The sequence below is a fragment of the Alishewanella aestuarii B11 genome (assembly GCF_000280055.1).
Taxonomy (GTDB): domain Bacteria; phylum Pseudomonadota; class Gammaproteobacteria; order Enterobacterales; family Alteromonadaceae; genus Alishewanella; species Alishewanella aestuarii.
The window spans coordinates 81986-103784 of record NZ_ALAB01000001.1 but is presented as its reverse complement, the minus strand read 5'-3'; the positions used below and the strand labels follow the sequence as shown (position 1 = coordinate 103784).

Here is a 21799-nt window from a genome sequence, read left to right as displayed (position 1 = left end):
GCTGAGCGCTCACTTTATTTAGCGGCTTTTGGGAATAAAGGCGATTTTGCCACGCTGTACTGCCATATCAAAAGGCAGTGCCGTTAACATCCGGATAGCCGGATCAGCGGTATCCAGCCGGTATACCGGTTGCGTCGCCAACATCTGGTTTACCAGCTGCAATAACTCATTGCTGACCGGGGTTAAGTTGCCGCGGTAGCCGGCCGCATCGACCGTTGAGTTTAATAGCTTAACTGAGCGCACAAACACGGCCTTTTGCTCAGCATCATAGTAAGGAACCCCCTCTACCTGTAATTGCAGACTGGCCGGATAGGTTAAACCAAACAGATTTAAACTGGCATTGGCCGCCGTATCGATCCGCACCACATCAGAGTTATCGGGGCCAATCTGCACCGCCATCCGCTCTACCGCCATTTTCAACGGGATACCGGCCACATTAGCCTGTCGGGTTAATTGCGGAATTTGCTGCCGGAGCGCCTGCTCCAGCTGCGCTTCTGAGACCGAGTACACCGCGACCTGATTCAGTTGACTACAGGCAACCAATACCAGCGAGAGGATTAAAAGCAAGACATTACGCATCTGAGTTTCCGGATTCTGCTCACCGACAGGTGAGGCTGCTGCTAAAGTTTGCATAAGGTACCGCTCTGACCTTAGCAGAACCTGAACAAGCTGCAAGCTTGTGCTGGATCAACTGTCATGCAAAGCCAATTGAGTTTTAGCAAAAAGCGCGTATTCTTAAATTAGATTAATCAAATTAAGCTTATTGATGCCAGCCAGTAATCATACCGCTTCGTCGCCATTTCCCATGCGCTCCGTAATATTACTCGGGTTGTTTTTACTGGCATTAACCGCTTTGACGTTTGGACCTCTGTGGCTACAACCAACCCTGCCCAGTATTGCCAGCCATTACTATTTGCCGCTGCACACGACACTGGAAATTATTGCTGTCACCATCAGCGCACTGATTTTTACTGTGGTACGTGAGCAGGCTCGTTACCAACTAAGCCGGCGCAGTGTCGTCCTGGCCGCCGCATTCTTTGCCGTATTTTGGCTCGACCTGGCGCATCTGTTATCATTTGAAGGTATGCCAGCCTACTTCACAGCGAATTCGCCGGCAAAAGCGATTAATTTTTGGTTAGCCGCCCGCCTGGTTGTGGCCTGCGCCCTGTTGTACGTATTATTACCCCAGGCGGATAAAGCTGCGCGGCGATTTCAGCTCTGGCTGGCAATTAGTGGCAGCGCGTTACTGGTGCTGGCTTGCCACCTGTGGTTTATTGGTTATCCGGAGTCGGTGCCAGCTACCTATCAGCCCGGTGCCGGCCTGACGCCCTTTAAAATCTTGGTCGAGTATCTGGTTATTGCCATTTGTCTGCTTTGTCTCGGTTTTATCTGGCATTTCCGGCACCAACCGCGCCCCTATCATGCGCCAGCGCTTATCGCCGCCCTGATCACCACTATACTGTCAGAGTTTTTCTTTACGCTATATCAGAATACCAATGATCTATATAACTTAAGCGGCCATTTGCTTAAGGTACTGTCTTACTTGTTTTTGTATCGCGCGCTGGTTTATGAGAATCTGGCCGAGCCGTTCCGCAAACTCAGTCTTTCCTCAGCAGAACTGACCGCCACCCTGAATGCCGTGCCGGACTTACTGTTTGATGTCGACCTGAACGGTCGTTTTTATCAGGCTCATACCGGGCAAAACCAACAGCTGCTGTTCCAGCCTGAACACTTCCTCGGCAAGACCATGGCTGAAGTCTTGCCGGAATCCGCCGCCATTGCCGGCCAGCAGGCGATTCGGGAAGCCTGGAACAACAAGGGGCTATCCAGCCCCAAACAGTACACTCTAGATTTAAACGGTGAAATCCAATGGTTTCAGGTGATAGCTTCATTAAAACCCGCCAGCCGCGATTCGGTATTACCACGTTTTGTGCTGGCCGCCCGCAATATCACCGAACAAAAGCTGACCCAGGCAACCGAACAGCTTAACGCCTTGGCATTTCATACCCGCGAAGCCATTATGATTACCGATGCCCAGCGGCGGATAGTACGAGTTAATCCGGCCTTTACCGAGATCACCGGCTACAGCGAGCAAGATGTTTGCGGTAAAACGCCAGCGATATTACGCTCAGGGCTTCATGATGAGCAGTTTTACCAGCAAATGTGGCAACAGCTTTATCAGCAAGGTGTTTGGAGTGGTGAGCTGTACAATAAACGCAAAAATGGCGAAATCTATCCGGAACAGATAATCATCAATGCCATTACGGGCAGCGACGGTGAAATCAGCCATTATATTGCCTGTTTTAATGATATCAGCGCCAGTAAATCTGACCAGCAGCGGATCTACAAACTGGCTTATTATGACCCTCTTACCCAGTTACCCAATCGTCGTCTGTTGCTGGAACGGATCACCGACATCCAGCATGAAGCGGATCGTAGCGGCTTTTATGCCGCGCTACTCTTTAATCGACCTCGATCACTTTAAACGCCTGAATGATACGCTGGGACATTCCTATGGTGATGAGTTACTGCAACAGCTTTCCACACGTTTACAACATAGTTTGCGCCAAACCGATACTCTGGCACGGCCAGGTGGTGACGAATTTATCCTGCTGGCACCAACCTATAAAGCGACTTTAGATGAAGCTGCAGTCGACGCCCAGCAGCTGGCCGCTAAGTTACTGACCCAGATCCGCGAACCTTTTTTACTGAAAAACCGCCAATATCAGATTACCGCCAGTATCGGCATTGTATTATTTAATAGCAGTAACAAAACCATAGATGAACTGATGTCATCTGCTGATCTGGCAATGTACCACTCGAAAGAGCAAGGACGAAACCAGCTGTATTTCTTCGAACCTGGTATGCAGCAGCGCAGCTTGTTGCGACAACAGTTGGAATCGGAAATGCATCTGGCATTAAGCCAACAGCAGTTCAAATTGTTCTTTCAGCCTAAGGTCAATAACAAAGGCAAGCTGACCGGTTATGAAGCCCTGTTGCGCTGGCAACATCCTGAGCGCGGTATGATCAGTCCGGAGCTTTTTATACCGGTGGCTGAAACTTCCGGCTTTATTACCGTACTGGGCCAGTGGATACTGGCAGAAGCCTGTAACGCACTTAAACACCTTACCGACCCTCAGCTGACCATAGCCATTAATGTCAGCAAACGACAATTACAAACACCTGATTTTGTCGAAAAAACGCTACTACAAATTAGGACTGCCGGCATCAAGGCTTCACGCCTGGAGTTTGAAATTACCGAAAGTATGCTAATGACGGATGTCGAACAAACACGGCAAAAACTACAGCAACTGCATCAACAGGGGATCCGCTTTGCACTGGATGACTTTGGTACCGGCTATTCGTCTTTGGCTTTCTTAAAAAATGTTCCGATCCAGGTGCTGAAAATAGATCGCTCCTTTGTCCGTGATTTTCTGAGCGACCAGACCGACTACGCTATCGTCGATACCATTATCAGTATGGCTAAAACGCTAAAGCTAACCGTAGTGGCAGAAGGCGTGGAAACCACGGAACAATTTAAGATGCTCTCCTGGCTAAAATGCGACCTGTTTCAAGGGTTTCTGTTCGGTAAACCCGCGCCCGAATTCTGCCTGCCACAGCCTGTTGAGCAGTTGTTAACCTTACCCATAGCAGATCATCCGATATGACTTATCAGACTGAAGAGAGCATGCTGCACCCGGCGATAGCCGCTACACCGCGGCAACACTATGTTGCCGACCGGAGTCGTGAAGCCCTGATCTCCGGACACAGCCTGCCAACCCAGGCAGCTTTACAACGCTTGCTAAATTTACTGCCACCACTCAATCCCGGCAGCGCCATTTTGCACGTCGGTGGGGGCAGTGGCTATGTCGCAGCCGTGCTGGCAAAGCTGGTGCGCCGGGTTTATGTGGTCGAACGCGACCAACAGCGGCTTGATCAGGCGGCACAACGACTGGCTGCTGATGGCCAGGAAAATATTGAACTGATCCATGCCGATGCCAATAGTGCTTTTAGTGTGCGTGAACCCTGCCAGCTGATACTCTGTACCTGCCAGCTAACGGAACTGCAGTATCTGGAGCCCTGGTTAACAGAACACGGTTATTTGGTGCTGCTGGAGCAAGAACAGGCCGCATTTTCCAATCTGGTACTGTATCAAAAGGTCGCCGGCAAACTGGAACGACGGCAAAATCTGGGCTGGATTGATTTTAGCCGCCGTTTGCAGCAGAGCATTATCGATTTAGGACTGGCCGACGAGCAATTACTGCGTGAAGCCAGCCTGGAAGCCAAAAAACAGCATAAACCGCTGCTGCAGGTGCTAACCAAGAAACTTAATTTGGATGAACGCAAACTCTATGCGTCGCTGGCGGCAGAGCGTCAGTTGGCGTTGCAGGATTTTGACGAGCTGGTAAAGCTGCTCGACTGCCAGTTGTTCAACCAGTTCTCCCATACATACCTCGACAGTCAGCATGTGTTACCTGTTGCCTATCAACAGCAGCAGCTGTTACTGGCCACTGATAATCCTGATATTCAACTGGACGAGCTGTCGGGAATGAATGGCAGCGGTGGCATCCGCTGTGTATTGGTCACGCCAACCGACTTCAAACGTCTTTGGTCACATCTGGATGTCGCTCAGCGCAGCAATTTTGCCCGACCGGCCACCAACCCTGAACCGGCCGAGAACCGCGAAGCCAATGCCGATACGGTAAATCCTTATCTGGTTGCCTTGTATGAAGCCATTCTGCTGGAGGCAGTTAGCGAAAATGCCAGCGATATCCATCTGGAGTTTTATAATAATGCCGCCAGAGTCCGGCTCAGGGTAGACGGCGATTTACATAACGTACCACATTTTCAGTTTAGCCTGGCGGAGATGGCGGGCCTGGTCAATATCATCAAAATCCGGGCCGAACTCAATATTGCCGAACGCCGCTTACCCCAGGGCGGACGCTCACAGTTGAAACATGGCAATAACACCTACGACCTGCGGATCCAGACTCAGCCAGCATTACATGCCGAACATGTGGTGATCCGGCTGTTAAAACACACCGGCCGCGCCCTGACCATGCAGGAGCTGGGCATGTCGCCCAAGGTCGCCAGCTATTATCATCGCTTACTGAACAACCCGGCCGGTTTAGTGCTGGTCGTAGGGCCAACCGGTTCCGGTAAGTCAACCACACTCTATGCCGGTCTACAGGAGCTGGCTGATGACGGCACCCGTAAAGTGATCACGGTGGAAGACCCTATCGAATATTCGATTGATAATATTCAACAAACCCGTATCCGCAGCGATATTGGCTTTGATTTTCCGGAGGCATTACGGGCCTTTGTACGGGAAGATCCCGATGTGATTCTGGTTGGCGAAATTCGCGACCATCCAACCGCCTTAGAAGCGATCCGTGCATCGCAAACCGGCCATTTGGTACTATCTACACTGCACTGTAATGATGCGGTGGATGCGCTGCAACGGCTGTATGATTTGAATATTCATCCCAATTCGCTGGCCAGCGAATTACTGGCGGTGATTGCCCAGCGTCTGGCCAAACGCATCTGCCCGCACTGTAAAACCGAAGCCAGCCCGGACCCGGCCATTTTACGTGAAGTCTTTCCGCAAGGTGTACCAGCCAGTTTCCGCTGCTACGAGGGTAAAGGCTGCAGCCATTGTCATGACCGCGGGACCAAAGGGCGTACCGCTGTGGTGGAGTTTATGCAGGTTAATACCGATATTCGCAACGCCATTTCGCGCCAACCCCCGATCACCGAAATTCGCTGGCAAGCCCTCGATGCCGGCTTGATCACCATGCGGGATAGTGCACTGGATCTGGTGATTAACGGCATTATTCCGCTATCTGAACTACCCAAAATTCTGCCGCAAGATCGGATGGCACCTGAAGCCCGCGGCGGCACCCGGAGAAGCTGATGCATACTACCGCAGATAAACAACGCCTGCCGGCTGAGCAGAGCTTTGCCGAAGAATTACAGCGTTTACAGCACTGGGATCCGGCACCCGTGCCGCCGGGTTGGCAGCTATCGCCGATCGCCGCTGAAAAATTTATCCTCGGCGATCCGGCACTCGGGATCCATAAAAAATTTATTGCCGCCCCCAATGTCGTGACCCGGGTCATAATCTCGCTATGTACCCAACGCGGCTGCTTGTTAATTGGTGAACCCGGTACTGCCAAATCCTGGTTATCAGAATTACTGTGTGCCGCTATATCCGGCGACTCTTCACTGATCGTGCAGGGCGGGGCGGTAAATAGCGTCGATCAGTTGCTCTACAGCTGGAACCAGGCCATTTTGCAGCGTGAAGGACCCAGTCTGGCCGCTTTAGTCCCAAGCCCGCTGTACCGGGCGATGCGTGACGGCAAATTTGTGCGCTTTGAGGAGATGTCGCGTTGCCCACAACCATTGCAAGATGCCGTATTGTCGCTGCTATCCGACCGGGTAATTACCATTCCTGAACTCAGCGGCGAGCAGGGCGTGCTGTATGCGAAAAAAGGCTTCAATATTATCGCCACCGCCAACAGTGTCGATGAAGGCTTACATAAAATGAGCGCCGCCCTGAAACGCCGGATGAACTTTGAACATATTAAACCGATCAGCCATATTGACGATGAAATCAGTGTCGTGATGTGGGAAACCGCCAAGCTGAATGCTGCAGCCGGTATCGACATCACGCTCGACCCATTGTTGTTCGAAATGCTGGCGACCATTTTCCATGAACTGCGCAATGGCCAAACACTGGACGGACGCAGCACCGACCGGCTGGCTGCGGCGGCAATGTCGACCGCCGAAGCCGTGGTGGTAGGTCATACGCTTTGCGTACATAGTTACTATTATCAGCAAGGCCAGCTGGAATATGGCCAGTTGCTGCATTTCTTACTGGGTTCGGCCTTAAAAGATAACCCCGAAGATCGACGCCGTTTACTGCACTATTTTGATAGCGAAGTCAGTAACAAAGCCGGTAGCCATTGGCAGCAATTGTATCGGCACCGCGAATTAATTTTATAGAAATGTAAATTTTTCTCGTTAACTGCTTGCAGAATCGCCACCACTGTATTAGTGTATTAATACAGTTATGATGGAGACAAGGATATGCCAGCAGTGATCGAAATTAACGCCTTAAGCCGCAACTTTAGCGGCCGTACCGTCCTGCACCAACTGCAGGCCAATGCCAACGAAGGCGATGTGGTCGCGCTATTAGGCAAAAACGGGGCCGGTAAAACGACCTTACTGGAAACGGTACTTGGTTTTGCAGTGCCGCAGCAGGGTGAGGTAAGGTTATTTGGCACGCCAAGCACCGAAATCGGTGCCAGAGAAAAGCAACTGATTGGCTTTGTACCCCAGCAAGACGAACTGCTGGAGCAACTGACCCCGTACGAGCAACTTGAGTTATTCGCCCGCTTTCAACCGAACTGGGACCCACGGCTGGCAGATCGCCTGAGTAGCAGCTGGGAAATCCCTCTGACGACCCGTATTAGCAAGCTGTCACTCGGGCAGCGACAAAAACTGTCTATCATGCTGGCGCTGTGTCACAAACCCCGGTTACTGATTCTGGATGAACCCGTTGCCAGTCTGGATCCGCTGGCACGGCGGCAGTTCCTGACCGAGCTGGTAAATATTGCCGCCGATCAGCAAACAACGATTATCTTTTCCTCCCATATCGTTACCGATATGGAGCGGGTGGCGAATAAAGTCTGGCTATTAAAAGATCAGCAGTTTTTATGGCAGGGTGAACTGGATGAACTAAAAGAGTCCGTGGTACGGTTGCATCTGAGCACCGAACAAAGCTTGCCGGCATCGCTGCCACCACTGCAGATATTACATCAGCAACAACAGGCATCTCAATACACTGTTACCGTAACCAACTGGCAACCAGAATGGCAGGCCCGCTTAGAACAGCAGCTGGCCGCCAGTATCCGGGTTGAACACCTGAATCTGGAAGAAATTTTTCTGGAGCTGCACCGATGAGCGCCTGGTTCGCCCTGCTTGGCCGCCTGTTATGGCCAAGTATCGTGATCAAAGTTGTTTGGGGCCTGCTAGTACTGCTGCTAATTGCTACTTTGCTCAGCCCTTACCCTAAAGCCATGGTAGTACCTCTGGCTTGCCTGATGTTATTGCTGTTTTGTATTCCGTTGCAGGTTATGACGCTCTGCCGACGTGGCAGCTGGCGCTTACTGCCCAATTTCCGCCGCCATAGCCGGCAGCAGTTGTTACTGAGCGCGGTACTATTCGGTTGTTTAGCCGGCACCCTGCTGGGGTTGGCAGAGCAAAGCTTTATGCTGGGGTTGCAATTAGGCGTACTGGCCTTTGCCAGCTTGATCCTGCCATGTCTGGTGCTGGGCCATTTGCGGCCACTTTGGTTTGGCAGCAGCTTACTGATCCTGATATTGGCCGCTGAGCTACCGCAACAATTGCCCCTGTTTAGCCTGCCATTGCTATTAACGCTGCTTGGCCTGCTTAATATGTTGCTACTCGCCTGGTTTGCCCTGAATTGGTTAACCCCGGACAAGCGCTATCAGAGCAGCACTGGTGCCCGTACTCCCTGGCTTGCAATGCAGCGCCTGACCCGCCGCGCAGGTTCACTTTCCGGTACCTTATTACTGGGACAGGGCGATAGCTGGCTTTCGCGCAGCTTACGCTATCTGGCTTATTGCTGGTATCTGCCGGCGGCAATGTGGCTTTGGGGTGCCTTATTTGGCAATAACGGCTTGCCCGAAGATCTGCTGCTTCGAGCCTTATATATTTTCTTACCCGCAGTGTTGCTGCTGGAGCAACTGACCCTGATGCTAAAACGCGTCAGACGTGCCTGGTTACAACTGCCGGTCAGCCGGGAGCAACTTTATCCACTGCTGGAACAACAGGCAGCGCACCATATCCTGCTTTGTACCCTGATTTTAGCGCCGCTGGTGCTGCTGTTGGCACCGGATTTGGTCGCTGCCGCCTGCACTTTGCTGCTATGGCCAAGCCTGCTGGCGTGTTCGGTATTACTAAACTGGCGTTTGATCAATCAGCCATTGTGGCAAAGTGGCCTGGTGTTGGTAAGCTTGCAATTTGCCGGTGTCATACTATTGCTGACGCACTGGTCCAGTTCCTGGCTGTTACTGTTGAGCACCGCAGGGCTATGGTTGCTGGCAGCTGCATTGCGCCGCCATGTTAAAGCCCAGCTGCAGCAATTGGACTGGGGACAACTTAAGTTAATCAACCCACAAGCTATCAGGAGTGGGTTATGAGTAATAAAGCTGCGCTACCTGTCGCTGTGAGCAATTGTGGCCGGCTACTCACCCTTACCCCCCTGGGAAGCTTCGTCTGGGGTGTGATCGGTTTTTTTTGGTTACTGGGCTTTGCCGCTCCCTTTAGTTTTGTGCTGGCAAACTTACTGTTGCTGCCCTATTACTACGGCAACCTGTTACCAAAAGCCTTATATTTTATGCGCAGTAGTTATGGCCGGTTATTGCTAAGTCAGACTGAACGTCTGGTAGGTCTGACACTGCTGGCGTCAGTGGTTGTTCTGTTACCTATTCCGGGTCTACTTCACGTCACTGGCGAGCAGTTAAGCGCAGTTCCGCTATGGCAACTGATACTAATATTGGCCGGCATCCATGCACTAATGCATATTCTGGCGTTATGGTTAACCAAGCAAAAAGCCGAAGCAGGTCTGGCGATGCTGGTTGTAACTCTATATTTACTGCCAAACGGATTTTTTCTGCTGTTTTTTGGCCAGAAACAATGGTTTGGTATCGCTTTGGCGATAGCGAGTCTGAGTGTCGCCACCGTTGTTAGCAAAACCTTGTTAGCATCAGGTAAGCTATCTCAACCCGACTTTAAATTTTACTGGCCGCAGAGGATTTTCCAGCCATCCTTAGCGCTTAGCCTGCACCTACAACAAAATGGGCACTGGATCTATCGGCTCTTTTTCTACTGTTGTTATTGCTTTGCATTACCTGTTATCGGCAGCACCATCCACCTGTTTATCTCTGGTCAGTGGCAGTGGCAGCCGGCAGATAATTGGTCGATCTTTAAAAATATGCTGCTAGTTAGCCCGCTGCTATGTTGGCTGCTGCAGATTCGGCAACAACAAAGCAATCTTAGTAAAGCCTGGTTATTTTATCCTTTTAGCCGCCAGCAACTATTTTACTATATAGAACGCTACTATCTGCAGCAGCAGTTGCTACTGCTACTACCACTATGCAGCTTAATGCTCAGTCTTGGCTTGAACCAGACTGAACTGCTGGTTGCTTTACTACTTAGCCTAACTTTGTTGTTAATTAGCACTTACCTGTTATTAGGTGCCCAGACGAAATTAGGCTTCTATTTCGGCTATGGGCTTATCTTTGCTTTCGCCATCGAAATCTGGCCTGTATCTACCCAGGCCAGCACCCAAAGTTGGCTGTTAACAGGCCTATTACTAATGGCACTGCTATTACGTAGCTGGGCAATTAAAAGCTGGCAACAATTGGATTTTACCCAGGCCGCCAAAGCAGTGAGGCAGCAGGATGTTTAGTATTAACCCCAATAGTGGCGAACCCATATACCGGCAGCTTACCGAGCAGGTTAAACGCATGGTGGCCGGAGGTCAGTTGCTGCCTGGCGCCGAGCTTCCCTCAGTCCGGGAATTAGCCGCGCAATATGCAATTAACCCGATGACCATCTCCAAAGCCTATAGCCTACTGGAGGCTGAAGGCCTGTTAGAGCGCCAGCGCGGCAAGCCGATGACGATAGCCGCAGCCAGCGCGCCGAGCCAAACTGAAGCCAGCCGCCTGCAGCAACTGTTGCCGCAATTGCAACAGCTGGCGCTGGCCGCAGATCAGTTGCAACTTTCAAAAGAAATTGTAATATCCACGTTATCAAACCTACTCGACAGGATGTCAGATGATGCTTAAACACCTCTCACCACTGCTGAAAATCCGTAACTTTTGCCAACGCCACCCATTACGTGTGTTGCTTGCGACCATTTTTTCGATTGCAACAGTACATTATGCCCTGCAGCAAGAGGTTGTCTTAACACTGGCAGCATTTAATGGCGTGATCCAAAGCCTGATATTAGGCTTGCAGCCCAAGCCATCAAGCGAGCCCGAATGGGTGGCGGATGTGTTTACCCAGCTAAAGCGTGAGCAAGATGTGCTTCACGTGAAACAACGTCAACTTCAGGTGCAGCAGATTAAAAAGGTGGCGCTGAGCAAGCTGGACGAGCAACAGGCACTACTGGATTTTCCGTTTAATCTTTATCGCGCTGCCGCAATGCGCTTTCCAGCCAAGCAACTTCCTGCGCTAAAAACCTGGTTAGCGGCAGAATTACCGCAGGCAGAGATAATCGACTAACTGGCTAAACCAGCCAGAGCAGCTAACGCTGACCGGAGTGTGATATGCTCTGCGGTGGGGAACAACCAGGCAGAGCGACTATCGCTCTGGTAAACCATAATAACGAGAACCATCTATGTTACTGATCCTAAAATTAGTCGCCGGCATCGTGCTGGGGATGTTACTGGGGCTGTATGCACCACATTGGCTAACACAAATTCTGATCACCTTTAAAGCGCTATTTGGTCAGTTGTTATTTTTCACCATTCCATTACTGATCTTATTCTTTATTACCAGTGGTATCGCCGCCCTGCCGCGCAATTCGGGAAAACTATTGGGCCGCACTCTTGGTCTGGCCTATGTTTCGACTATTGCTGCCGGTGTACTGGCATTTTTGATTGCCGCCCTGGTCATTCCGATGTTGGCACCCGCAGCGGCCGATCTGGCGGGTACCGAAGGCGTCAATCTGGTGCCTTACATCGAAATGAATATCCCGCCGGTGTTTAGTGTGATGACCGCGCTGGCGCTGGCTTTTGTATTTGGTCTTGGCATTGCCAGTACCCGGGCCGTCGCTTTGCAACAATTATCGGATCAGGGTCGCGATATCATTCAGCTATTACTGAGCAAAGTGATTATCCCACTGCTACCGCTGTATATTGCCGGTGTATTCGCACAGATGGCCGCAGCCGGTACGGTTTTCGTCACCCTGAAAACTTTCGGCATAGTGCTGATTCTGGCTATATTATTGCACTGGGCCTGGATTATTACTTTGTTTGTTATTGCCGGTATCAAAGCAGGCAAGTCGCCTTTTACGTTAATTCGCAATATGCTGCCGGCCTACTTTACGGCGCTCGGAACCATGTCCAGTGCGGCAACCATCCCGGTTTCGCTGCAAGCCACCAAAAATAATGGTGTTAAGGACGAAGTAGCAAACTTCTCAGTGCCCTTGTGCGCCACTATTCATCTGTCGGGCTCCACCATTACTATCGTCAGCTGTGCTGTTGCCGTCATTATGATGAAGAGCAATCTGGAAATTCCCTCTTTGCTGACGATGATTCCGTTTATCCTGACTTTGGGCGTGGTGATGTTAGCAGCGCCCGGCGTGCCTGGCGGCGCGGTCATGTCGGCAGTCGGGTTACTCGGCTCTATGCTGGGCTTTGGCGAAGGCGCTATCGCGCTGATGATAGCGCTTTATATGGCGCAGGATAGCTTCGGTACGGCCTGTAATGTCACCGGTGATGGTGCCATCGCAGTGCTGGTAGATAAGAGTTAAAGTCGCTGCTGGCCGGGGCTCACCCGGTCAGCTTATTTGGCTAAAGAAAAGCTTAAGATGATCGAATCGCCCTGCGTCGCCTGCTGTAAGTTAGATAGTGCCAAAATCTGCATTGGCTGCTATCGGCATATCAGTGAAATTGTCGACTGGAACCGTCGTTCAGAGGCTGAGCTGGCGGCTATTATGCAGCAGGTGGCGGCCCGTAAAGCGCAGTATCAGCAGCACGATTTATCACAACTTACCACCAGCCCAATCACCCAAGCTGAATGGCAGGCGGCCAAGCAAGCTCGGCGCCAGTGAGTAAAAACGGCGAATACAGCGGTTTTAGATACAAACCATTGTCTCCGCTTATTACTCAGTGTTGTCCAATTACCAATTGATATGTCTCGCCGTATAAAGATTGATAATCGAGGATCATTTGCATCCGGCTTAGCAATGCCATCAACTCAGCTTCAGTTTTGCGACAAGTGTTATTCAAAGTACTAAAAACTATCTGCCTATCTGACACTTTATAAAAGCGACCTACATTTCCCATAACATAACAATCTGGATCCTCACCCAGTGCAATTAGAAACGCATCCCTATCCCGATATATAGTGCCATCAACTATGTATTTTACATCCGTCACCTGAGCCGGCCCCAACCCCTGATTATTAATATAGAGTTCCCAGCCGTCCTCTAAAGTAGTGTTAAATTCTGCTTCCAAATAAGGTCTAAGCGACAATTTATTATGCTGCTGTATGTTATAACTTTGCCAGATGGAAATGGCCAAGGCTAATACTGCCACCAGCATCGAGCTTAGTGCGGTATATTTTTCCCAATTGACGGTTCTTTTTATAGGTTCACTCATCTTTAAATCACTCATTGCGCAGCGCCTTCACCGGATCAGTCAGCAACACCCGGCGCAGCGGCACCAAGCTGCAGAGCAGGGCGGCTAATGCCAATAGCGCCAGCAAGGCCGCTACCAGCGTCCAGTTGGCTTGAAACATCAGCTCGGGTTGGGTGCGGCTGATACCGGCTAAGAAAAAGAAGCAGGAAAAGCCCAGCAGCAGCGCCGCCGCTATTGGCTGCGCCAGCTTAACCAGGTTGTCTTTTAGCAATTGCTTTAAGCTGGCTCCCATCGCCATTTCTACTCCCAGCTGATACCGCCGCGCCTGCACCAGATAGCTGACAATACCGGCAATACCGGCCAGCACCGTCAGTAAACTCATCAGTGCCAGGGTGGCCGCCAAGGCCGCCGCCAGCCGGTGCGATAGCGAAAAGCGATCAAAAGCGGCTGCTACCGTTGTGAGTTCAATTAAATCAAGCCGTGGATCCTGCTGGCGTAGCAGCTCAAGCAAAGCAGTATCGGTAAGGGTTGCACCAGGCATTAGCTTTAGCAGATAGCTGTAATCACGCCAGCCGGAGTTTTCTGCCGGGTAATAGACTTCATCCACCTCATAACCCTGATCGCCGGGAAAGTTGGTATTGGCCACCACGCCAATAATCGACCGTTGGATGCCGTCATCATTATGCGTCAGGGTTTGGCCCACAGCAGTTTTACCCGATAAACGGGCAATACGATCAGCCAGCCGTTGATTGATCATCAGTGGGTAGTGCTCCAGCCCAACATGCTCAGCAGTAAAATCCTGACCACTAAGCTCAAGACCGTAAAATTGGAAGTAACCTGGCAGTACGGCAATTTGCCGGGCCGAGGTGATGACTTCCCCTTGCGAATTGCTTACCGCATCCTGATTACGCACCCGGGGTGCGCGTGGCTCAGATACCGCAGTAACTTGCTGCACCTGAGGCAAAGCAGTCAGACTTTGCAGCACAGCCCGATGTTGGTTTTGCCGTTGCTCGCGGTTGTCCAAGTCGCTGTAGTTGACTGTCAGAGCCCAAAGATCGGTGCTGTCGATACCGGTAGGTCGGTTGGCTTCCGTCCAGGCGGCAACAAAAACATGGGCAGTCGCCAGCAACACCAGTAAGGACAACATTAGCTGCACCCCGATTAAAGTATGCGCCACCCCTTGTTTAAGCTGCTTACCAGCTCCTTTGCCACTGCTTTGCAAACTGGCCATTAATTGCTGTTCACGGACGCCGCTAAGCTCAATCCAGCTAAAGAGCAAGGCTATGACCAACAGCACCAGAGTAGTGAGCAGCAGCATCAGGCCGTCGATGCGCAGTACGCTGATCCTTGGCAGCTGGTCGGCAGCAACTTGTGCTATCACGCCAAAACCCAGCCAGGTTAACAATAGTGCCAGCAACCCCGAGCCAGCCAACAAAGCGGCATTGTGGCGAAATACCTGCAGAAACATTTGTTTTTTGCTGGCACCGAAGGCGTAACAGACCGCCAGCGGCTGCAAGCGTTTAACCGCCCGTGCCAGCTGCATGCTGGATAAATTGACCAGGGCAATTAACGTCAGCAGTGAGACACCGGCCAACAGCATCAGTACCAAACGGCCTGAGTCACCCTGAATTTGCTGTCGCAGTGGCACCACTTTGCCGTAGTAATCGAACATATGCTGAAAATCCGGATCGCGCTCGATTGACGCTTGCTTTAACAGCTGATATGCCTCGGCATTAGCCTGCTGCTGGCTTACCCCCGGCTTTAACCGGCCCAGCGCCGCAAAACCACTAGAGTAACCCCCAAAGCCGCGTATATCGATTCGCTCATCCATATCCAGCGGTAGCCAAATGGCCTCATGCGCATCGGTAAAGCCCGGCAACTCCAGCGCCTGCTTCACCACCCCTATCACAGTAAACTGGCGCTGATTCAGCTGAATGCTTTGGCCGACAATATCCGGCCGAGCGCCATAATGCTGTTGCCAGACGGCCTGACTGAGCACCACCGAGGGCTGCTTATTGCCCATTTGTTCTTGCTCGTTAAAAAGCCGGCCTAATAAAGGCTCTACCCCCATCACCTCGAAAATATCGTGCGCGCCAAACAGTACCGGAACTCTTGGCCGTGTTGGCTGATCCAGCAGCTTGTACTCAGTTTGAAAGCTAAAATACACCGCCATCTGCTGCAGCAACTGACTTTTTTCTTTCAAGTCAAACAAGGTCTGTACATTGCTGGAATGCTCCAACGCCCCCTGGTAATTTAGCTCACCGCCAACATAGTAAAGCTCGCGGTCATTCTGATAAGGCAGGGGCGCGAAGTAGGTAATATTGACCAAACTCAGCACACTAAACAGCAAGGTCAGGGTAAACACCAGGCTGACCACGACAGTCAGGTAGTATTGCCTGGCTTGCAGAAAGTTGCGCCACAGCATCGACCAGATTAGGCGCCCATTCATGCCACTTGCTCCTCTGCATCAGTCTGCAGCGCCTCGTCGGCGACCACCTGACCATCCAGCAAATGGATCTGCCGGTGCGCCATAGTGGCGTAGCGCGGGTCGTGGGTGACCAGTACGATGGTAGTACCCTGCTGGTGTAAATCGGCCAGTAAGGCCATCACCGCATCGCCATTTTTGGAGTCTAGGTTACCGGTAGGCTCATCCACCAGCATAATGCCGGAGTCGGCCGCCAATGCCCGGGCAATCGACACCCGCTGCTGCTGACCACCGGATAACTGGTTGGGGAAAAGCGCGGCTTTATCGGCCAAGCCAACTTTTTCCAGACACTGCAGTGCCCGTGCCTGGCGCTGTTTAACACTATCGCCGCGGTATTTTAGTGGCAAAGCAACATTATCCAGTACGGTGTATTCATCAATCAGGTTAAACGCCTGAAACACAAAGCCAATACGGCGGCTGCGCATTTGCGCGCGCTGCTCGGCGTTCATATCCGATACCAAGAGTCCATCGATGCAGTATTCACCGCCATCGGCGGTATCGAGCAGGCCCAGAATATTAAGTAAGGTAGATTTACCGCAGCCAGAGGGGCCGCAAATGGCCACATAGTCACCTTCCTGCACGCTAAAACTGACGCCATTTAACACCGCTTGCTGTTGCTGGCCGGATTGAAAGATTTTTTTAAGTTGTTTTACATTAAGTACGTCGGTTTTCATTGTTCAATCCTTACTGAGTCAGTTTCAGTTGCCGCACACTGCTATCAAGCTGCAGATCGCTGATAATAATACGGTCGCCCGGGTTTAAGCCCGACACCACTTCTATTTGCTGGCCAGAAGCCTTACCAAATTGCACCGGCACCCTGCTGGCCACTTGTTTAGCATCCAGCTTAAACAGCTCGACCTGCGCATCTTCCGCCACCCCAACCGGACGATCGACAAAGCTGACCTGACCACGGCTTTGGCCATGAATGCGCGCATCCACCATCTGCATCGGCCGGATATCAGCGGATAATTGCTCGGGCAATAAAATATCCACCTGCACAGCGCCATCGGCTACTACAGGATCTATCCGCACCACCTGGCCGGTAATAATGCCATGGCGGGTATCGACTTCAGCGCTGGCACCTGCCTGCAACAACCTTACCTGCATTTGCGGCACTTTCACCTCCGCCACCAAAGGCGACAAGCTGCCGACCAGCGCCAGTTGGTCGCCAACATTGACGCTCTGGCCCAAACTGACCGGCAAGCGCTGCAGCACACCGGCCAAACCAGCCCGCACCACCAGTTGCTGTAGCTGATAGGTCGCATTGGCCAGCTCGGCCTCTGCCTGCTGAATATCTTCCTGCTGGATCAATAAATACTGCTGATGCACTTCCTGCAGGGTGGTGAGCTTTTGCTGCTCCAACTGATAACGCTCGGCCAATTGCTCGGCCCGGGCCCGGCTACGTCTGGCATCCATGCCAGAGATAATGCCAGCTGCGGCCAGCGGCGCTTCGGCTTCAACTTGCAAAGCGGCCAGCTCCGCGTCGGATTTCAGCTCAGCCAGACGCGAGCTTTGCTCCAGAATTTCGCGCTGCTGCTCCAGCGCCAGCCGTCGGCTGTTGCTGCGCTTGTTGTGCAAATTTGCCAGCGCCTGTTGGGCGGCAATTTCCAGGGCAGGGTTTTTTAACGTCAGGATCACCGTATCCGGCTCGACCACGGCACCCGGGCGCAGCTTGATTTCATCCACCGTCGCCATGCTGCTGGCAGTCAACAAACGCTGATTTTGCGATTGCAAGCTACCATAGCCGGTCACCCGCTGGGTAAAGTCGCCACTTTGCACCGTCGCCACGCTGACACTGGATGCACTGAGATAGTGCAGCCCACCGGCAAAACCGATGCTCCAGCCGCTAATTAGCAGCAAAACCGATAGCAGGCCAATCCCACTGTAGACCAGTTTACTTATGTTTTTCTTCATTCTTTATCCTGCCTTTATGCGCTTTGTGCATTAGGGGTATTGCTGATTAACTCAGTCAGGTCAATCACTCTATCTGCCGCCTCTATAGTTTCCTTGCGATGGGCGACGCTGATCCGAGTCATCTTCTTTTGTTTCAGATACTCATTAACGCGTTGTTCGCTTAAGCTATCCAGGTGACTGGTTGCTTCGTCCAGAAACAGAATCTTAGGTTGAGCGTAAAATGCTCTTGCCAACAAAATACGTTGTTTTTGCCCACCGGATAAAGCACTGCCAAGATCGCCAACCTGAGTGTGTAATCCCATCGGCATTGCCTGGACTTCGTCCCAAATGGCAGCCCCTTGTAGGGCCTCTTTGACCAATTCAAGAATTGGCGATGGCTCAAAAAAGGTAATATTTTCCAGCAAAGAACCATTTAATAATTGATCATTTTGCATCACTGTAGCGCTGTAACTGCGAAATTGCCTGAAGCCCAAAGACTTTAATGGCATGCCATCCAGCAACAAGTCCCCTTGCTGCGGCTGTATTAAACCCGTCATAATTTTTAGTAGCGTCGATTTTCCGAGCCCGGAGCGGCCAACAATAGCGACCGACTCTCCCGCATCAACTTTAAAGCTCAGCCCCTGATACAACCAGGGCGTACTGTCACTGTAACGAAAGTGCAAATTTTTGACTTCCAAAGCGCCTGCGACTTGAGAGGGTTGCAACGCAATGTTGGCTTGATCCTGCTCCGGTTGCTGCAATACGATATCTGACATCCGGCGCAAATAAGTGCCTGCAATCCGAAAGCGGAAAATATTATCTACCAGAGACTGTGCGCTGTCGGCAAACTGCTGGCGATAAGCCAGGTAAGCCAGAAACATGCCAAGGCTAAGAGCCCCATCAATGATAAAGTGCGCACCAATTAACACGATAACCAGATACTCAACCCGTCCAAGCGCATTTTGTGTTATATCGCTGGCTATGGTGATCTTTTCACGTTGAATGCTGGCATTTAGCGTATCGGCATAAAAGTTCATCCAACTGGATAACCGGCTATTTTCCTTAGCAAAGCTTTTGATCGGCATAATGGCCCGAATGGTTTCAATAAAATGGCTGTTTTCCCGGGCATGCTTACTAAGTTGCTGCTCCAGATGTTCGTTTTCCTTACTGGTCAGGAAAAAACGTATCAAATATAGGGCCACTAAAAAGCCAACAGAGACCAGTGCCAGAGCCTTGTTGTAGTGGAACATTATCAGTAGGGTGGTGATACTGAGCAAACCATCCACCACAGCCGTAATAAAGCCACGACTAATCAGACGTTGCACTTCATTAAAGGCTTCAAACCGTGACTTAATATCCCCAACATGGCGGCTTTCAAAAAAGCTAAGCGGTAAGTGCAACAAATGGCGCTGAATGTTGGCTTTGATTTGAAAACTCAGGTTTTTATCCAGGTACATAATGGCGGCAGAGCGAATAATTTGCGCTAAAACCGACAATACCAGTACCAAAGAAAAGCCAATAAAAACAGACCACAGCAAGCTGGCCTGGCCGGAGTTTATGCCCTGGTCAATCACCACCCGTATGTAATAGGGCGACACCAGAAATAGCCCCTGCAACAGCAAGGCAATGACAAAAATTTTCCCTAGTGAAGACCAGAGCCCATCCACTTTGCCGATAAAGTGACGCAACGGTACCCGAACTCGTTCATCTTTACGCTCAAAGCCGGCGGAAGGAACCAGCTCAATAACAATGCCGGTAAAGCTTTCGGATACCTGATTCCAGTCCAGTGTCAGCCGTCCTTTCGCCGGATCATGAATGGTGATGCCCTTACCACTAACCTTGGCCAAAGTCACAAAGTGGTTGAAGTTCCAGTGTAAAATGGCCGGTTTTTTTACTTTCGCCAGTTGGCCTAAATCCAGCTTCAGTACCCGAGCAGATAAACCTAGCTCATCGGCAATTTGCACGATTTGCTTTACGGTCACACCATGCAAACCAGCCGGGTACTTCTGCCGCATTGCCAGCATATTGGTTTTAAAACCATGATAATAAGCGACCATCGCAATACATGTGATACCGCATTCGGCAACCTCACTTTGCAAATAAACCGGTAGCTGCTGGTTTCTAAACTGTATATAGTCGGAGAGGTTCATGCTCCTTCCTTACGCAGCAAAGCAAAAAAATTGTTCCGTTTCACACTAAGCTCCAACCGAACGGCCGCTGACGGATGCAAAACCCCTACATCGTAGGCAGACTGCAACTGAATGCCGATATTGATTCTGCCTTGCTGAAAAGGTCCAATGACTGAGTGGACCTTGCCACTGGCCTGGTGATGCCCAGATGTTAATTTCACCCATTGCCCCGGCTTCAATTGTTTGGCTTTTGCGCCAGTTAATGTAAAGAAAAAAAGATGATCTTCATTCGTGCGCAAAATTTTGGCAATGGGCTGAAATGGCTGCGCGGACGTTCCAGCATTGATTACCGAAAAGTAAACCCCGGTTTCACTGGCACTCATCAGATCCACTTGCTCACGGCGGCTAACACCATCAAAGGTCCGGACCTGAGTAATGACCTGCTCACGGTTAACACGGCTTCCATCCGGATGCAAATGCCGCTCAACCACAACTGGGGTTGGCGACACAACAGGAAAGTAGTTGGATTCATGCGCTTCAAGGCTTAGACGCTCAGTGCTTACAAAGGGGTAAACAACCGCCAAACTCATCAACAGACACACGGCAATCACCATAATCAGCAAGGCTTTATCAAGTAGCAATGGCTGCTGGATAACAGACTCACCAAATTCCTGTGATTTATACTGGTGCCGAAGCGCCTCTTTGCGAAAGAGTTTCTGATAAGACATCAAGCTTATCCTCTATATAAACTAGTACTTTCAATCATCAGTCATGCTTCTCTGGTTGTCACCTGTCAAATGTTTCAGCACCTAGTTGTTAATACATTGAGCTACTTACAGGACTCTCTTCCAACTCAATGTAAATCTCGTCCGGGTTAAGAAAGCCGCCAACAATTTTGTCCAGTTCATCTAAGGCAGTAACTTCAATAAAGCCTTCCAGGGTTGTAGTGGCCATTACTGGCTGTGCCGGTGTTACCGGTTTTAATAAATCGTTCATTGTGTACCTCTATATAACCTTGTTAGTTGCAATAAACTCTGCCCACAAGCATCCGTTATCGCCAGCAGCAGGCCATGTTTTTTTTGTTGCTAAAAAATAACTTTGGATAAATCACAATATATTCATGCAATTACGAACAAGCTGTTGTCGGTTGCAGCTACCCGTTTTTTGCATGCTATTGCTTAGATGGAAGTTGACTGTCCGTTCGGTAATACCAAGGATCTTGCTGATTTCCCACGAGGTTTTGCCTTGGGCTGCCCAGTGGACACATTCAACTTCACGCGGGGTTAATTGAAAATCAACTACAACGCCATCGTCCGTAATACGGCGATAAGTGTTGTAGATATAAGAGGCAATGACCTGCCAGAACCAAGCTAGCTTTTGTGCAAGCTTGGGCTCGATGCTTTGCTTGGCAAAGCCAAGCATTAAGCAGGCATGATCGGGGCGCGTTGCCATAATAGGAACCAGCAGGCTGGTCTGCGGAAAAATCGCTTTACTGAATTCATCTGCGCCAGACCAGGAAGGTTTACAACACTGATTTACCTGCTTTAATACCGCCAGGGTAAGTTGTTGTTTTACCTCTTCAGGCGCATCCCCCATATAGACAGTGTTGCAACTATGAACCATTAAACAGCACCAGTCGATATGGGATAATTCACTAAACTGAATTAAATAGCGCTCCAACTGCCGCAGAGTTTTAATCTGCTCCAATTCAACCAGAATTTTCTCTAAGAAGCTCATATGCCCCCCGATGTATTATTCGTTTTTGCAAGTATTATTGATCCAACACCAAGATAGAGGCGAAACGGCTTTATCATCATCGTTTGGAGTATTTTCAACCAACAATACTGAAGGCAATATCAATAAAAATGCGAATATCATTTCTTTCATAGCGAGGC

General features: G+C 50.6%; 21 protein-coding genes. 11 read left to right on the top strand and 10 right to left on the bottom strand.

Features of this window, described 5'->3' with window-relative positions; translation table 11 throughout:
- Window positions 1-18 precede the first annotated feature (18 nt).
- A complete protein-coding gene (locus AEST_RS00465; RefSeq protein WP_008606259.1) occupies window positions 19-633 on the bottom strand; it encodes a YceB family lipoprotein in 615 nt (204 codons plus the stop codon).
- 172 nt (window positions 634-805) lie between these two features.
- Between AEST_RS00465 and AEST_RS17320 the strand changes: the two genes are divergently transcribed.
- From AEST_RS17320 to AEST_RS00415, 11 genes are all read left to right on the top strand, one after another.
- Window positions 806-2485, top strand: a complete 1680-nt coding sequence (locus AEST_RS17320; protein WP_238534518.1) for an MASE3 domain-containing protein — start codon at window positions 806-808, stop codon at window positions 2483-2485.
- Window positions 2424-3668 (top strand): putative bifunctional diguanylate cyclase/phosphodiesterase, encoded by a 1245-nt coding sequence (locus AEST_RS17315; RefSeq protein ID WP_238534517.1) that lies wholly within the window; start codon window positions 2424-2426, stop codon window positions 3666-3668. Before AEST_RS17320 ends, AEST_RS17315 begins: the two co-directional genes overlap by 62 nt.
- Entirely contained in the window at window positions 3665-5914 is a 2250-nt protein-coding gene (locus AEST_RS00455; RefSeq protein WP_008606256.1) for an ATPase, T2SS/T4P/T4SS family, read from the top strand. The genes AEST_RS17315 and AEST_RS00455 overlap by 4 nt, the downstream gene beginning before the upstream one ends.
- Window positions 5914-7005, top strand: a complete 1092-nt coding sequence (locus tag AEST_RS00450; protein WP_008606255.1) for an ATP-binding protein — start codon at window positions 5914-5916, stop codon at window positions 7003-7005. The genes AEST_RS00455 and AEST_RS00450 overlap by 1 nt, the downstream gene beginning before the upstream one ends.
- A gap of 84 nt (window positions 7006-7089) precedes the next feature.
- Window positions 7090-7965, top strand: a complete 876-nt coding sequence (locus AEST_RS00445; RefSeq protein WP_039924737.1) for an ABC transporter ATP-binding protein — start codon at window positions 7090-7092, stop codon at window positions 7963-7965.
- The gene (locus AEST_RS00440) at window positions 7962-9227 is read left to right on the top strand and encodes a hypothetical protein (protein ID WP_008606253.1); all 1266 of its coding nucleotides are present in this window, start codon (window positions 7962-7964) and stop codon (window positions 9225-9227) included. The genes AEST_RS00445 and AEST_RS00440 overlap by 4 nt, the downstream gene beginning before the upstream one ends.
- Complete coding sequence (locus tag AEST_RS00435) at window positions 9224-10498, top strand: hypothetical protein (protein ID WP_008606249.1); 1275 nt, start codon at window positions 9224-9226, stop codon at window positions 10496-10498. Before AEST_RS00440 ends, AEST_RS00435 begins: the two co-directional genes overlap by 4 nt.
- Window positions 10491-10877 (top strand): GntR family transcriptional regulator, encoded by a 387-nt coding sequence (locus tag AEST_RS00430; protein ID WP_008606246.1) that lies wholly within the window; start codon window positions 10491-10493, stop codon window positions 10875-10877. Before AEST_RS00435 ends, AEST_RS00430 begins: the two co-directional genes overlap by 8 nt.
- Complete coding sequence (locus AEST_RS00425) at window positions 10867-11316, top strand: hypothetical protein (RefSeq protein ID WP_238534516.1); 450 nt, start codon at window positions 10867-10869, stop codon at window positions 11314-11316. Before AEST_RS00430 ends, AEST_RS00425 begins: the two co-directional genes overlap by 11 nt.
- 115 nt (window positions 11317-11431) lie before the next feature.
- Window positions 11432-12568, top strand: a complete 1137-nt coding sequence (locus tag AEST_RS00420) for a dicarboxylate/amino acid:cation symporter (protein WP_008606241.1) — start codon at window positions 11432-11434, stop codon at window positions 12566-12568.
- 57 nt (window positions 12569-12625) lie between these two features.
- The gene (locus AEST_RS00415) at window positions 12626-12868 is read left to right on the top strand and encodes a DUF1289 domain-containing protein (protein WP_008606239.1); all 243 of its coding nucleotides are present in this window, start codon (window positions 12626-12628) and stop codon (window positions 12866-12868) included.
- A 55-nt stretch (window positions 12869-12923) separates the two neighbouring features.
- Here the strand turns inward: AEST_RS00415 and AEST_RS16775 are convergent, their stop codons facing one another.
- The 9 genes from AEST_RS16775 to AEST_RS17460 form a co-directional block, all read right to left on the bottom strand.
- Window positions 12924-13433, bottom strand: coding sequence for a hypothetical protein (locus AEST_RS16775; protein WP_008606238.1), 510 nt, complete (start codon window positions 13431-13433; stop codon window positions 12924-12926).
- Window positions 13426-15846: an ABC transporter permease gene (locus tag AEST_RS00405; RefSeq protein WP_008606237.1), complete on the bottom strand. Its 2421-nt coding sequence runs from the start codon at window positions 15844-15846 to the stop codon at window positions 13426-13428. The genes AEST_RS16775 and AEST_RS00405 overlap by 8 nt, the downstream gene beginning before the upstream one ends.
- Window positions 15843-16556, bottom strand: a complete 714-nt coding sequence (locus tag AEST_RS00400) for an ABC transporter ATP-binding protein (protein WP_008606235.1) — start codon at window positions 16554-16556, stop codon at window positions 15843-15845. Before AEST_RS00400 ends, AEST_RS00405 begins: the two co-directional genes overlap by 4 nt.
- Window positions 16557-16566: 10 nt before the next feature.
- Complete coding sequence (locus AEST_RS00395) at window positions 16567-17796, bottom strand: efflux RND transporter periplasmic adaptor subunit (RefSeq protein WP_008606233.1); 1230 nt, start codon at window positions 17794-17796, stop codon at window positions 16567-16569.
- A gap of 14 nt (window positions 17797-17810) precedes the next feature.
- Entirely contained in the window at window positions 17811-19925 is a 2115-nt protein-coding gene (locus AEST_RS00390) for a peptidase domain-containing ABC transporter (RefSeq protein ID WP_008606232.1), read from the bottom strand.
- Entirely contained in the window at window positions 19922-20632 is a 711-nt protein-coding gene (locus AEST_RS00385; RefSeq protein ID WP_008606231.1) for a hypothetical protein, read from the bottom strand. Before AEST_RS00385 ends, AEST_RS00390 begins: the two co-directional genes overlap by 4 nt.
- An 88-nt stretch (window positions 20633-20720) precedes the next feature.
- Window positions 20721-20900, bottom strand: coding sequence for a hypothetical protein (locus AEST_RS00380; protein ID WP_008606230.1), 180 nt, complete (start codon window positions 20898-20900; stop codon window positions 20721-20723).
- A gap of 111 nt (window positions 20901-21011) precedes the next feature.
- Window positions 21012-21641, bottom strand: coding sequence for a helix-turn-helix transcriptional regulator (locus tag AEST_RS17465; RefSeq protein ID WP_008606229.1), 630 nt, complete (start codon window positions 21639-21641; stop codon window positions 21012-21014).
- A gap of 15 nt (window positions 21642-21656) precedes the next feature.
- Window positions 21657-21791: a hypothetical protein gene (locus tag AEST_RS17460; RefSeq protein ID WP_255365676.1), complete on the bottom strand. Its 135-nt coding sequence runs from the start codon at window positions 21789-21791 to the stop codon at window positions 21657-21659.
- Window positions 21792-21799: the final 8 nt, after the last annotated feature.

Bases quoted from the DNA above. Each gene is read 5' to 3' on its own strand.
- AEST_RS00445 (WP_039924737.1), top strand. From the start codon at position 7,090: ATGCCAGCAGTGATCGAAATTAACGCCTTAAGCCGCAACTTTAGCGGC.
- AEST_RS00435 (WP_008606249.1), top strand. From the start codon at position 9,224: ATGAGTAATAAAGCTGCGCTACCTGTCGCTGTGAGCAATTGTGGCCGG.
- AEST_RS00390 (WP_008606232.1), bottom strand. From the start codon at position 19,925: ATGAACCTCTCCGACTATATACAGTTTAGAAACCAGCAGCTACCGGTT.
- AEST_RS00400 (WP_008606235.1), bottom strand. From the start codon at position 16,556: ATGAAAACCGACGTACTTAATGTAAAACAACTTAAAAAAATCTTTCAA.
- AEST_RS00430 (WP_008606246.1), top strand. From the start codon at position 10,491: ATGTTTAGTATTAACCCCAATAGTGGCGAACCCATATACCGGCAGCTT.
- AEST_RS17320 (WP_238534518.1), top strand. From the start codon at position 806: ATGCGCTCCGTAATATTACTCGGGTTGTTTTTACTGGCATTAACCGCT.
- AEST_RS00455 (WP_008606256.1), top strand. From the start codon at position 3,665: ATGACTTATCAGACTGAAGAGAGCATGCTGCACCCGGCGATAGCCGCT.
- AEST_RS00415 (WP_008606239.1), top strand. From the start codon at position 12,626: ATGATCGAATCGCCCTGCGTCGCCTGCTGTAAGTTAGATAGTGCCAAA.
- AEST_RS00425 (WP_238534516.1), top strand. From the start codon at position 10,867: ATGATGCTTAAACACCTCTCACCACTGCTGAAAATCCGTAACTTTTGC.
- AEST_RS00405 (WP_008606237.1), bottom strand. From the start codon at position 15,846: ATGAATGGGCGCCTAATCTGGTCGATGCTGTGGCGCAACTTTCTGCAA.
- AEST_RS00450 (WP_008606255.1), top strand. From the start codon at position 5,914: ATGCATACTACCGCAGATAAACAACGCCTGCCGGCTGAGCAGAGCTTT.
- AEST_RS00380 (WP_008606230.1), bottom strand. From the start codon at position 20,900: ATGAACGATTTATTAAAACCGGTAACACCGGCACAGCCAGTAATGGCC.
- AEST_RS00465 (WP_008606259.1), bottom strand. From the start codon at position 633: ATGCAAACTTTAGCAGCAGCCTCACCTGTCGGTGAGCAGAATCCGGAA.
- AEST_RS00420 (WP_008606241.1), top strand. From the start codon at position 11,432: ATGTTACTGATCCTAAAATTAGTCGCCGGCATCGTGCTGGGGATGTTA.
- AEST_RS17315 (WP_238534517.1), top strand. From the start codon at position 2,424: ATGAAGCGGATCGTAGCGGCTTTTATGCCGCGCTACTCTTTAATCGAC.
- AEST_RS00440 (WP_008606253.1), top strand. From the start codon at position 7,962: ATGAGCGCCTGGTTCGCCCTGCTTGGCCGCCTGTTATGGCCAAGTATC.
- AEST_RS16775 (WP_008606238.1), bottom strand. From the start codon at position 13,433: ATGAGTGATTTAAAGATGAGTGAACCTATAAAAAGAACCGTCAATTGG.
- AEST_RS00385 (WP_008606231.1), bottom strand. From the start codon at position 20,632: ATGTCTTATCAGAAACTCTTTCGCAAAGAGGCGCTTCGGCACCAGTAT.
- AEST_RS00395 (WP_008606233.1), bottom strand. From the start codon at position 17,796: ATGAAGAAAAACATAAGTAAACTGGTCTACAGTGGGATTGGCCTGCTA.
- AEST_RS17460 (WP_255365676.1), bottom strand. From the start codon at position 21,791: ATGAAAGAAATGATATTCGCATTTTTATTGATATTGCCTTCAGTATTG.
- AEST_RS17465 (WP_008606229.1), bottom strand. From the start codon at position 21,641: ATGAGCTTCTTAGAGAAAATTCTGGTTGAATTGGAGCAGATTAAAACT.